The organism is Prevotella sp. HUN102, assembly GCF_000688375.1.
Lineage (GTDB): Bacteria > Bacteroidota > Bacteroidia > Bacteroidales > Bacteroidaceae > Prevotella.
This window is the reverse complement of sequence record NZ_JIAF01000004.1, coordinates 1338569-1351023: the sequence shown is the minus strand read 5'-3', so window position 1 is coordinate 1351023 and position 12455 is coordinate 1338569. Positions and strand designations below refer to the sequence as shown.

At 41.5% G+C, this 12455-nt stretch carries 10 protein-coding genes; 3 read left to right on the top strand and 7 right to left on the bottom strand.

Annotated elements, in window-relative coordinates; genetic code table 11:
- Positions 1 to 47 precede the first annotated feature (47 nt).
- From P150_RS0110870 to P150_RS0110850, 5 genes are all read right to left on the bottom strand, one after another.
- Complete coding sequence (locus tag P150_RS0110870; protein ID WP_028897701.1) at positions 48 to 1004, bottom strand: helix-turn-helix transcriptional regulator; 957 nt, start codon at positions 1002 to 1004, stop codon at positions 48 to 50.
- 759 nt (positions 1005 to 1763) lie between these two features.
- Positions 1764 to 3305, bottom strand: coding sequence for a ribonuclease Y (gene rny, locus P150_RS0110865; protein WP_028897700.1), 1542 nt, complete (start codon positions 3303 to 3305; stop codon positions 1764 to 1766).
- A gap of 34 nt (positions 3306 to 3339) precedes the next feature.
- Positions 3340 to 3633 carry a cell division protein ZapA gene (locus P150_RS0110860; RefSeq protein ID WP_028897699.1) on the bottom strand — a complete coding sequence of 98 codons (294 nt, stop codon included), beginning with the start codon at positions 3631 to 3633 and terminating at the stop codon, positions 3340 to 3342.
- An 11-nt stretch (positions 3634 to 3644) separates the two neighbouring features.
- Positions 3645 to 3938 carry a hypothetical protein gene (locus tag P150_RS0110855; protein WP_028897698.1) on the bottom strand — a complete coding sequence of 98 codons (294 nt, stop codon included), beginning with the start codon at positions 3936 to 3938 and terminating at the stop codon, positions 3645 to 3647.
- Between the two features lie 104 nt (positions 3939 to 4042).
- Positions 4043 to 4678 carry a hypothetical protein gene (locus tag P150_RS0110850; RefSeq protein ID WP_028897697.1) on the bottom strand — a complete coding sequence of 212 codons (636 nt, stop codon included), beginning with the start codon at positions 4676 to 4678 and terminating at the stop codon, positions 4043 to 4045.
- A gap of 717 nt (positions 4679 to 5395) precedes the next feature.
- Here P150_RS0110850 and rfbA point away from each other — a divergent pair.
- Genes rfbA through P150_RS0110835 form a run of 3 tightly spaced genes read left to right on the top strand, consistent with a single transcriptional unit; the run spans position 5396 to position 9272 of the window.
- On the top strand, positions 5396 to 6271 hold the full coding sequence (gene rfbA / locus P150_RS0110845) for a glucose-1-phosphate thymidylyltransferase RfbA (RefSeq protein ID WP_028897696.1): 876 nt from the start codon (positions 5396 to 5398) through the stop codon (positions 6269 to 6271).
- Positions 6272 to 6296: 25 nt separating this feature from the next.
- The gene (locus tag P150_RS0110840; protein WP_028897695.1) at positions 6297 to 8786 is read left to right on the top strand and encodes a polysaccharide biosynthesis tyrosine autokinase; all 2490 of its coding nucleotides are present in this window, start codon (positions 6297 to 6299) and stop codon (positions 8784 to 8786) included.
- A 60-nt stretch (positions 8787 to 8846) separates the two neighbouring features.
- Entirely contained in the window at positions 8847 to 9272 is a 426-nt protein-coding gene (locus P150_RS0110835) for a BT0820 family HAD-type phosphatase (RefSeq protein ID WP_028897694.1), read from the top strand.
- A 624-nt stretch (positions 9273 to 9896) separates the two neighbouring features.
- Here the strand turns inward: P150_RS0110835 and P150_RS0110830 are convergent.
- Positions 9897 to 11465, bottom strand: a complete 1569-nt coding sequence (locus tag P150_RS0110830; RefSeq protein ID WP_028897693.1) for a peptide chain release factor 3 — start codon at positions 11463 to 11465, stop codon at positions 9897 to 9899.
- Positions 11466 to 11556: 91 nt separating this feature from the next.
- Positions 11557 to 12438, bottom strand: coding sequence for a dTDP-4-dehydrorhamnose reductase (gene rfbD, locus P150_RS0110825; protein ID WP_028897692.1), 882 nt, complete (start codon positions 12436 to 12438; stop codon positions 11557 to 11559).
- Between the last annotated feature and the right edge of the window lie 17 nt (positions 12439 to 12455).

Sequence of the window (12455 nt, the reverse complement as noted above, 5' to 3'; positions counted from 1 at the left end):
ATTTCGCCGTGCATCATATTCATTATTCCATATTTTTAACAGCAGTATTACAAGCTAACGCTGCTTATATCAACCAAATTGTTCACTATTGCATAGATAGTCAGGCCTGCCGGTGAGTGTATCTGCAACTTGCGCGCAATATTTCTTCTGTGCGTGATAACCGTATTCGTTGAAATGCAAAGATGATTTGCAATTTCCTTGTTCGTCATTCCCTGCACCACGCATATTATAACGTCTTTCTCTCTGTCGCTCAAGGTCTCTACTGTTTCTGCATTCTGATTGAGCATACTGGATATTTTCACGCTCACATCGTTCTGCTTGCTCTTCATTTCAAGGTGCCGAATCACCGGAATCAGAATCTCATCCTCCACATTTGCGTGCTGATCGAGCCAAGCCTCGCAGTTGTAAATATCATATAAAGTAGCTGTCAGCTGACTGTTGTGCCGTGCATCTGAAGGCAGATACTTGATGATGATGTTCTTCAGTTCGCGCAACTTCACATCGGTTTGCGTATGATGCTTCGAGAATGTCTCAATATCGTAATTATCGCTGCTCTGCCCTGCCAGAAGAGCATCCACGTAAGGGAACACCGTATTCTCTTCATACTTCATGTGATTGCGTATATCGTGTGCATACTCATCATAGAGCTTGAGAATCAAGCGTGCAAGATTATCATTCTCATCCAAAGAGTCCAACAGTTTCTTGCGTATGAAAGGCAACTGGAAATCCAAATAGAAAGTATGGCTCGCTCTAAGATATTTCACTAAGGTTGAAATCGACAGTCTGTCGGCATCGTCGAACTCCTTATAGCCATTTATAGTGAAATTAACAATTGCGAGAAAAGTATATGTATCTACGTTTTGCCCTTCGCAAACCTCACGAACGGTCTTGTCGCCGAAACCTAAACTGATTCCGAAACTTCCAAGAGACTGGAGCAAATCATAGTTATCGCTGATGAGATTAATCATCTTGTCATCAGCTTCGTACATTTTCTGATTTTTCATCTTGCCCGTAGTTTATTATTAATCTTGCAAATTAACAAAATTTCTTCTATTCGCACAATAGCTATTTTTAGGTATTTGAGAATACTAAATTTTAAGTATTGCAGGTTTCAAAAGGCTGTTGTATCTTTGCATCATAACAGAGTGCAGGGATGATTGAGACGCCCGTTACAGCAGTAGTGGTTATAATAAGTTCATTTCTTCAAGACTTATAACACAAAACTAATGTGCTGACGAGACCACAATCAGGAAGCTGCACTCTTTTTTGTTTGCAAATATACAAAGATTCTAATAATCTCACAACAATATCATACCTTTACTTGCAAAACAGTGATAAATAATGCAAGTCTGGAAGAAATCCAAGCCCCCGAGAAACAAAGTTAGAGGTTAAAGAGTTTACGGTTCACGAACTCGGGTAAATCTGCTCATTGGTTCCAGACTGATTCATACACAGTTTTTAAGTGACCGAAGAATGGCAAACAATCTTCGCACGTTTGCCTTGCATTTTTGCGAAGAATGGAATGCATTTTTCGCAAGAATGGAAAACCATCACTTATCTACTGATTTCCAATAACTTACAAAGGCGTATTTTTACTCATCGCATAATTTCTAATTGCAGTCTGATGAAAAAACAATATATATAAAATTATTTCTTATCGGGCCTTTATAAATTTTATTCATCGAACCTTACTGCATAGCTTTGAGGCAAAAAAAGAAGCAATCAATCAGATTGCCTCTTCACCTATCTCAAATATATAGAATTTACTTTGCGTAAGATACGCTTCGGGTTTCGCGAATCACAGTGATTTTTACCTGTCCGGGGTAAGTCATTTCATTCTGAATCTTCTCTGCGATTTCGGTACTCAGCTTTTCGCTCTCTGCATCGTCCATACGGTCTGCGCCAACGATTACACGCAATTCGCGACCTGCCTGAATTGCATAAGTCTTGGTTACGCCCGGATAGCTCATTGCAATTGCCTCCAAATCATTCAGACGCTTGATGTAGGCCTCTACGATTTCGCGACGCGCACCGGGGCGCGCACCAGAGATAGCATCGCAGACCTGAACGATTGGAGCTAACAGACTGGTCATTTCTATTTCATCGTGGTGGGCTGCAATCGCATTGCAGATTTCAGGCTTTTCCTTGAATTTCTCCGCAATCTTGCCACCATACAATGCGTGTGGAAGTTCGGTCTCCTCATCTGGCACCTTACCAATATCGTGCAAAAGCCCTGCTCGCTTTGCCTTCTTGGGGTTCAAGCCCAATTCGCTCGCCATCACTGCACAGAGATTAGCGGTTTCACGAGCGTGCTGCAACAGGTTCTGACCGTATGAAGAACGGTATTTCATCTTGCCGACAATACGAATCAACTCAGGATGCAAGCCGTGAATGCCAAGGTCAATGGCGGTGCGCTTACCTGTTTCAATGATTTCGCTGTCGAGCTGCTTCTTTACTTTGGCAACGACTTCTTCGATTCTTGCCGGATGAATACGTCCGTCTGCAACCAACTGATGCAAAGCCAAACGGCAGATTTCACGGCGCACAGGGTCGAATGCAGAGATAACGATAGCTTCCGGAGTGTCATCAACAACGATTTCAACACCAGTTGCAGCCTCCAAGGCACGGATATTACGTCCTTCACGGCCGATAATTCTACCCTTAACCTCGTCGCTGTCAATATGGAAAACGCTTACAGAGTTCTCGATTGCAGTTTCGGTAGCGACGCGCTGAATGGTCTGAACGACAATCTTCTTTGCCTGCTGATTTGCGTTCAACTTAGCCTCGTCTACGATTTCATTGATATATGAAGCCGCATCGAGCCTTGCCTGATCCTTAAGACTTTCTACGAGACGGCTCTTCGCCTCTTCAGCACTAAGCCCTGAAAGTTCTTCCAGCTTTGCACGTTCCTGATCCTGCATCTTGTCAAGCTCCTGCTGCTTAACCTGAAGAAGTTTCTTGTCGTTTTCTATTCGCTGCTGCTGCTGCTCAATTTCCTGTTTACGACGGCCTATTTCGTCCTGACGCTGATTCAAGGAAAGCTCACGCTGCTTCAGACGGTTCTCACTTTGCTGAATCTTCTGATTACGCTGCTGAACCTCTTTCTCCAATTCGTTCTTCTTGTTGAGGAACTTTTCCTTAACTTCCAAGAGTTTCTTTTCTTTCAAAACTTCAGCTTCTTTCTCAGCCTTTTCCATTGCCTCGCTGTATTTACCATTTATGATATAACGAAACAAAAAGTATCCACCGACACATCCTACTATAAGGGCTGCTACGGCAATAGCTATTGCTAATCCAATATTCATCTAATATAAATTTATTATTATTCTTGACTATTTACTATTTCTTTAGAGCATCCTCTATCTCTAAAGTGAGTTTCCCAAGAATATCGCTAAACGGAGCTGTATCGTTGCGGGCACCCTCTTTCTTATAACGAAGTGCTATATCAAGCATTGACATATATAATATATCCTTATCCGTCTTCTTGCCCTTAAAGAGGGTTGAATAAGTGTTTACAGTCTCATTAATCAGTTTAGAAGCAGAGCGATAGTATTCCTCCTCTTCGCGGGGAATGTTCACCGACAACTCCGTGTCGTAGACGTGAAGTCTTATATGTAGTTTATCTTCTGCCATCTTCTTTCAGGTTATTTCTCACTTAGCAAGGTAATGCACTTGTTTACATCTCGGATGAGCTTAGCCAATCTCTTCTGTGCCGATTCCATATCGCCATCAGAAATTTCGAGCATTTTGGCCATCTTCAATGAGTTGTAGTCACTCTGCGACTGTTTAAGCTGCGCTTGAAGACGCTTTATTTCTTCATCACGCTGATCCACTAAAGAATACAACTCGTCGTTCTCCTTTTTCATTTCCTGATAATGGAGAATCATTTGACGGACACGAGTTGCAAACGTGTTTAGTGCTTTCTCATTCGCATTCATATACTTACAACATTTTGGCTACAAATTTACATTAAACTTTTAATTCAACAAAATTATTATTCAATTATTTTAAGCTATGCAGTTTGCAGCCAACGTCTGACTTGTTATTTATTACCGTCGTCCTGATTAACCAACCTCGGCTCTTTCTTTGCCAGCATTACTATCTGGTAAACGAAGTCAGTAGTCCACTTGCGAGAGAATCCCAGACGCTGATTCAACTGTCTCACGGACATTACGGCTTTAATTACGCCCGGATCAGAAAAATCATTCTTGTCATAAATGTCATTAACCGTCTTTTCGGTCATCGTATAGATCAGTTTCTTGAAGAAACCGGGCATACGGAGCTTGAATTTCATCAGGTTACCAATGAGCATCATCAAGTCCTGTGAGAAGCCTTGGAACTGATAAAGATAAGTCTGCACGTCCTGTAATTTCTTGCAATTCTTCTTAATACTCGCATCAATTTCGTCGAAAAACAAGTCTTCCGTGCCATAAAGGTTCTTCATCGTCTTCCTGACACTCGTCTTCTCACCCACTCCCAACTTATTATTCATTGTTGGAACTCGGAAAGCCTGCTTGTAAGTACGCAGGTCCGGAAGCATTGCCAGATTGGTAATGCCCAACTTGGCAGCGAGTGCCGCCTGAAAATAAACTCTGACAAGAGTCATATAATCATTCATTCCCCCCGTCTTTTCCTGAGGTTCCTGATTCTGATTGAATATCTTTGAAAAAAATCCCATTATAATATTAAATCATTTAGTGTAAAGAGCCATTGCCCTGTAATTATGAATGCAAAGTTAATAAAATAAAATAATATTTGCTCCGTTGGACGAATTAAATTTATAAAATACTGATAAACGAGAATTTGTGCCTATTGTGGTTGTCCATCGGAGTTCAATTCAGAGCTATGCAATGCGCCAAGCACAACAAGAATCATAAGTATCTGATAATCAACCAATAAAACACTACTTTCCATTCTTACGAAGATTGCGTTTCATTCTTCGCACAAATGCAATGCAATCTTGCGAAGATTGCAAGCCATTCTTCGGACAATTGCAAATCAAGGTTTCGTATGCCTGAAACAGACAGTTGTTACACAGTTTCCAAACAATGCGATTCGCTTGAAAAAAGAAGCTGAAAACACAAAAGAATGAAAAGGTTTAGGCAAGATAATTTCAACTAAACGGATAAGATTTCATATATAATAGATATTTTTTTGATTCCTTATTATAAATCTCAATTTAAATTATTACCTTTGCGAACATAATTGGAATAACTCAGAAATGAATAAAATTTGGTGTATCATACTGATACTAAAACACAATAGTTATTGATTGTTGTGGAGTTTTTAGACATTTACTGGTTTCCTGATTAAAAGTCAAAAGCTATTGTGCAGGTGCTGCAATGCGTATCTTGCGCTTAGTTATCGAAAGAAATAACAACAAAGAAATACAGAAATGAAAGGTATAGTTCTTGCCGGAGGTTCAGGCACACGTCTGTATCCTATAACCAAAGGTATAAGCAAACAGCTAATCCCAATCTTCGATAAACCGATGATTTATTACCCAGTATCGGTTTTAATGCTCGCAGGTATCAAGGAAATATTGATTATCTCTACTCCGTTCGACCTGCCGGGGTTCAAGCGATTGCTGGGCGACGGACACGAATTAGGAGTAAAGTTCGAGTATGCTGAGCAGCCATCGCCCGACGGACTGGCACAGGCTTTCATCATTGGCGAGAAATTTATCGGCAACGATAGTGTCTGCCTCGTTTTAGGAGATAATATTTTCTACGGTTCCGGATTCACGGCATTGCTCAAGGAAAGTGTAAGGAATGCCGAAGAAGACAATAAGGCTACCGTATTTGGATACTTCGTCAACGACCCGGAACGTTATGGCGTGGCAGAATTCGACAAGCAAGGCAATTGCCTGAGCATTGAGGAAAAGCCAAAAGAGCCCAAGAGCAATTATGCCGTCGTGGGTTTATACTTCTATCCCAACAGCGTTGTCGAGATTGCCAAGCACATCAAACCGTCTGCGCGTGGCGAACTGGAGATAACAACCGTCAATCAGGAATATCTTGCCAAGCAGGAACTCAAGGTTCAAACCCTTCAGAGAGGCTTTGCGTGGCTGGATACCGGCACACACGACAGCCTTTCGGAAGCAAGTACGTTCATCGAAGTGATAGAAAAGAGACAAGGACTCAAGATTGCCTGTCTCGAAGAAATAGCCTATCGCAAAGGCTGGATAACGAAAGAACAGGTAAAAGAGAATGCACTGCCAATGGCAAAGAACGAGTACGGCCAGTACTTGTTGCGTTTAATAGAAGAATAAAACAGAGAATACACATAAAATAAATATGGAAGAACTCAAAAAAGCTGAAGCAGAATACGGTCAGGAACAGGAAGGAAAGTCTTTCTTCGACTTTCAAACCATCTACCGTACTGTTGTTTTAAATTGGTATTGGTTTATATTGTCGCTGATTATCTGTGTGGGATTAGCCGCTATCTATCTGAGATACACTACTCCTATATATAAGACTACCGCTAAACTCTTAATCAAGGATCAGGAAAATGATGGCAGAGCACAGTCCATCCGCAATATGTCTACACTCGGTATAATGTCAAACTCTGCCGGTATAGACAATGAAATGGAAATACTTTCATCACGAACAATGGCACAGGATGTCGTTCGTGATTTGAAATTGTATGTAACCTATGCAACGCAAGGAAGAGTAAAGAGTGTTCCATATTATGGAAATCAGCCTTTGAACGTTGATGTAGACGCCACCCATCTCGAAACTTTGAACAGACCCATAAGTCTTAGTATCTCCCGAAATGGTTCTTCCTATTCTGTTTCAGGCTCATATTCGGTTCCTATTGACGAAAGAGAAGCAGAAGGTCCATTCTCACTTAATAAGACCTTCAACTCTCTTCCTGCCACCATCAACACGCGTGCGGGAATCATTACCATCAGTTCAAACAACGGTAAGATGCTGAGGGATGGCGAAAGTTTGCAGGTTATGATTCAATCGCCCAAGAATGTGGCAAATAAATACGTAGGTTCATTGCAGGTTGCGCAGAATTCAAAATCAACAACAATTGCAATGCTGAACATAACCGATGAAATTCCTCAGCGTTCAATAGACTACCTAAAGCAACTGGCCGTGGTTTACAACCGACAGGCAAACGAAGATAAAAATACTGTTGCATTGAGAACTGACAAGTTTATCAATGCCCGTCTGGAGAAAATCAATTCAGAGCTTGGCGAAACCGAGGGGCAGATCCAGAGTTTCAAGCAAAACAACGGTATGGTGGAACTGAAGATGAATGCCACAAATAGCTTCAGCAACCAGACTGCTGCCGAACAAAAACTTTCGGAAATTGAAATTCAGATAGAATTATTCAATAATATTGCATCGGAAACTGCAAGTTCTTCAAGGAATCTTTCACAGATTATTCCTTCAAACATCGGACTTATCGACGAAGCTACAACTGGCCTGATTAATAAATACAACGAACTTGTGCTCGAGAGAAACAGACTCTTGAGAAGTGCTTCTGAGAATTCTCCAGTAGTAGAACCACTTACTGATCAGATAAGAACGCTGAATACAAACATCAAGCGTTCTATTGAAACGTCACGAAGAAATCTTGAAATCCAGCGCGACGGCATACTTGCACAATACAACAAATACAACAGTCAGGTTGAAGAAACGCCTGTTCAGGAACGAAAAATGACTGAAATAGGCCGTCAGCAGGAAGTCAGAGCAGGCCTGTACCTGATGCTTTTGCAGAAGCGCGAAGAGAATAATATATCTCTTGCAGCTACCGTAGACAAGGGAAAATTGCTCGATGACCCCCAATTTGCAGGCCAAGTAAGTCCTAATTCTTCAATGATTATATTGGCTGCTGGACTTATCGGCTTGGCAGTTCCTGCACTTATCCTGTTCTTGATTCAGCTCTTCCGTTATAAGATTGAAGGACACGATGACGTTGCTCGCCTTACCAAACTCCCAATATTGGCAGATGTGCCTGTTGCAAGCAATAGTGCGAAGGGCAAAGCCGACATCATTGTACAAGAAAATCAGAACAATCAGATGGAAGAAGTGTTCCGTTCTATGAGAACGAACCTGCAATTCATTCTGAAAGAGGGTCAGAAGGTTATATTGTTCACTTCCTCAACATCCGGAGAAGGTAAAACATTTACTGCTGCCAACCTTGCCGTCAGCTTTGCATTGCTTGGAAAAAAGGCTGTTTTGGTAGGTCTCGACATTCGCAGGCCAAGACTTGCAGAGCTGTTTGGTTTAAAAGACAAGAAGCACGGTATAACCAATCTGCTGATTAAGGAGTCAATAGATCTTGAAGATATCAACAATCAGATTATCCCATCTGAAATCAACAAGAATCTTGACTTGCTTCTTGCAGGGCCTGTTCCCCCAAACCCCGCCGAACTTGTTGCAAGAAACTCGCTTGACAGAATCTTTGGGTTATTGAAATCTCAGTATGACTATATTATTATAGATACGGCACCAGTCGGTTTGGTTACGGATACATTGCAGATTGGACGAGTAGCAGATACTACGGTGTTCCTCTGCCGTGCTGACTATACGCCGAAGGCTACATTTGAAATGATCAACGAACTTTCAAGAGAGAAGAAACTGCCTAAGATTTCAATCGTTATCAACGGTATCGATATGTCCAAGAAGAAGTATGGATATTATTACGGATACGGAAAATACGGCAAGTATGGCAGATATGGCAGTGGCAAGTATGGCAGTTCATACGGTCAATACGGAAATTACAGCAATAGCCATTACGGAAATAAGAACGATAAGTCTATAAAACGATAATAAAACTTCCCAAAAGGTACTGTAATTCATTTTTAGTACCTTTTTAATTTTGAAGAGTATATGGTAATAGCAATAGATTTCGACGGAACAATCGTCGAACACAGATATCCAAAGATTGGCGATGAAATTCCTTTCGCAACGGAAACGCTCAAAGAACTCATCAAGGATGGACACCAACTCATCTTATGGACCGTGAGAGAAGGGGAACTTCTTCAGGAAGCCGTGGATTGGTGCAAGAATAAAGGAGTTGAATTTTGGGCAATCAACAAGGACTATCCCGAAGAAGAACGGGAGAAGAACAACCATTTTTCCAGAAAGCTAAAGGTAGAAATGTTCATCGACGACCGAAACCTAGGAGGTTTACCCGACTGGGGCACAATCTATCAGATGATTAAAAATCACGAAACGTGGGAATCAAGAGGCTATCTTGGCACTTCATTTGAAGACCGAGAACCTCGCAAGAAAAAACATTGGTGGAGTAGATAGTCTACAAATTTCCACATCCTAACATAACAAAAGCCTTTGGATTTTTCCAAAGGCTTTTGATTTTTTAAGACAATCTACTGATTCTATGTATTGCCCAAAGTTTAAAAACCCACGCATTCAACACTTTTTCGATAAGTATAATGTGTCTGACACGTTCACATAAACACGAATAATCTTTACAAAAGGGCATTCATAACTTCATTATTTCCAAAGAAATATTTTTCATTTATAAATATGACCATATTTTATGTGCAACCTTAACAAACACATTTACAATCACTTAAGAAGCTATATCATCAATTTGTGCACTATGAATCAAGCATTCTGTTCTCAAATAGATGAATAAATCCGAACTATAAACCTTATTTTGGAGATCATTCTTCGTAATTTCTCCGTGCAATCTTACGAAGAACGTTTTGCATTTATCGCAAAAATGCAAAACAATCATCCGATAAACACAATTCTATTTTGCGAAAATCAGCTTTATTCATTTAATAAATAGAGAATATTTCTCCAGATTACAGAAAAAACATATGCGCTTTTGAGTAATTAATTCTTACAAAAAACAAAACGGAAGAATAGAAAACAAAAAAGATTGCTCGGTTGAGCAATCTTCTTATAGCGTTAAAATTCACTGGTAAAATGGAATTTAATATCCTCAAAATCTTGTTGTGCCATACTGAGCACGTAGCCTGAATCGGCAAGGAAGACGTCTCTGCCTTCAATATCCTTTGCCATATACTGATACTTGCGCTTTTTGAAATTGTCCAGTTCCTTTTCGTCGTCGGCTTCTATCCAACAAGCCTTGTGCAGATGAACCGGTTCCCAACGGCATTTGGCATTGTATTCGTGTTCAAGACGGTATTGGATAACTTCAAATTGGAGTTGTCCGACCGTGCCTACAATCCTACGATTGTTGAATTGATTGACAAACAACTGCGCAACACCCTCGTTCATCAACTGCTCGAGACCTTTCTGGAACTGTTTTGCCTTCATTGGGTCGTCGTTTTCAATATACTTGAACAACTCCGGAGAGAAACTTGGCAAACCACGGAAGTGGATATTCTCGCCTTCGGTAAGTGTATCTCCAATCTTGAAAACGCCGCCACTATCCGGCAAACCAACAATATCGCCCGGATAAGCCTCATCCACGGTATTCTTGCGCTGCGCCATAAACTGAGTGGGCGAAGAGAAGCGCATCGTTTTTCCATTGCGCACGTGCAGATATGGCTGATTGCGTTGGAATTTTCCCGAACAAACCTTGCAGAAAGCAATACAACTGCGATGATTCGGATCGATGTTTGCCGTAATCTTGAAGATAAAACCTGTGAATTTATTCTCAATCGGCTCCACCAAACGTTCTTCTGCCTTCGTCGGTTTTGGACTTGGTGCAATCTTGATAAAGCAGTTCAGAAGTTCCTGAACACCAAAATTATTCAGCGCAGAACCGAAAAATACAGGTGCAACTTCGGCGGCACGATAGGTTTCCACTTCAAATTCAGGATATACACCATCTACCAATTCAAGGTCATTGCGCAGTTGTGCGGCAAAATCAGCACCAACCTGAGTATCCAACTCATCTGAATCCACATCCACTTCAACGGTTTCAGTAACTCGCTGTTTGTTAGGAGTGAAGAGGTTCAGCCGTTGCTCAAAAATGTTATACACACCCTTGAAACGCTGTCCTTGTCCAATCGGCCAAGACAATGGGCGAACTCCGATTTGAAGTTCCTCTTCCAGTTCGTCCAGCAAATCGAACGGGTCGCGACCTTCACGGTCCATCTTATTGATAAAGATAATAACAGGCGTATTGCGCATACGACAAACTTCCATCAGTTTTCGCGTCTGCGTTTCCACACCTTTGGCAGAATCCACTACAATGATGGCAGAATCTACTGCCGTCAGCGTTCGATAAGTGTCTTCTGCAAAGTCCTGATGGCCGGGAGTATCAAGAATGTTTACCTTGTAACCCTCGTAATCAAATTCCATTACCGAAGTTGATACGGAGATACCACGCTGTTTCTCAATATCCATCCAGTCGGAAGTCGCCGTCTTTTGGATTTTATTACTCTTAACTGCACCCGCAACCTGAATCTGTCCACCAAACAAGAGAAACTTTTCTGTGAGAGTGGTCTTACCAGCGTCAGGATGAGAGATGATGGCAAAAGTTCTTCTGCGTTCTATTTCGTTCATATATCTTTGTGGGAGCGTGAGGAAAGACGAAAGTAACGGAAATTATGCCTCCGTTTCTCACAGCCTTTTCCTCTATTTATGATTATTCCAATTAGTTTTGTTTGTTTAAATTCTCCATACAAATCTTCAGACTATCGACCCAATATGGCACTTTCGTGTCGAAAGTTTCCTTTATTTTGGTCTTATCGAAAACCGAATAGGCTGGGCGTTTTACTGGAGAAGGAAACTCGTCGCTGTGGCAAGGCTGAATATTGCAGTTGGTATTGCCTGCGAGTTCGGCTATCTTGATGGCGAAATCGTACCAAGAGCAAACACCCTCGTTCGAGAAATGATAGATACCACTCTTGCCCTTGAACTTCCTGTTCTCCACAATATCAAAGATTGCATTAGCCAAATCCACTGCGTAAGTAGGCGTTCCACACTGGTCGAAAACTACTTTCAGTTCAGGTTTTGTTGCAGTTAGGTTCATCATTGTCTTAACAAAGTTGTGCCCAAACTCGCCATACAGCCACGCTGTACGCACAATGATATGATTAACGCCCGTTGCAACGATTTTCTCTTCGCCGTGCAGCTTTGTCAGTCCATATACACCAGTTGGCGTTCCTTTCTGATTTTCCCTGCAAGGGGTGTTGTATGGGTCGCCACCGAAGACGTAATCGGTACTCACGTGAACGAGCAAGCCGTCCACTTCCTTCATCGCTCTGGCCAAATTTTCAGGAGCAACAGCATTCAATATTTCCACTATTTCGCCTGCAGTTTCGGCCTTATCAACATTCGTCCACGCAGCACAGTTGATGATGCACCCGATATTATTCTCCTTGACAGCCTTGCGAACATCTTCAAAACTCGTGATATCAAGCTGCTTGTATCCATCGCAGACATCGGTAAAGATGTAGTTATCTTTACTGTTCTTGGTTACTATCTGAATGGTATTACCCAACATTCCGTTGGCACCAGTAACTAAAATGTTCATATCCTTATGTTCTTAAT

Coding starts and splice junctions, on each gene's coding strand:
- P150_RS0110835 (WP_028897694.1), top strand. CDS start 8,847: ATGGTAATAGCAATAGATTTCGACGGAACAATCGTCGAACACAGATAT.
- P150_RS0110870 (WP_028897701.1), bottom strand. CDS start 1,004: ATGAAAAATCAGAAAATGTACGAAGCTGATGACAAGATGATTAATCTC.
- P150_RS0110855 (WP_028897698.1), bottom strand. CDS start 3,938: ATGAATGCGAATGAGAAAGCACTAAACACGTTTGCAACTCGTGTCCGT.
- P150_RS0110830 (WP_028897693.1), bottom strand. CDS start 11,465: ATGAACGAAATAGAACGCAGAAGAACTTTTGCCATCATCTCTCATCCT.
- P150_RS0110860 (WP_028897699.1), bottom strand. CDS start 3,633: ATGGCAGAAGATAAACTACATATAAGACTTCACGTCTACGACACGGAG.
- rfbA (WP_028897696.1), top strand. CDS start 5,396: ATGAAAGGTATAGTTCTTGCCGGAGGTTCAGGCACACGTCTGTATCCT.
- P150_RS0110850 (WP_028897697.1), bottom strand. CDS start 4,678: ATGGGATTTTTTTCAAAGATATTCAATCAGAATCAGGAACCTCAGGAA.
- rfbD (WP_028897692.1), bottom strand. CDS start 12,438: ATGAACATTTTAGTTACTGGTGCCAACGGAATGTTGGGTAATACCATT.
- P150_RS0110840 (WP_028897695.1), top strand. CDS start 6,297: ATGGAAGAACTCAAAAAAGCTGAAGCAGAATACGGTCAGGAACAGGAA.
- rny (WP_028897700.1), bottom strand. CDS start 3,305: ATGAATATTGGATTAGCAATAGCTATTGCCGTAGCAGCCCTTATAGTA.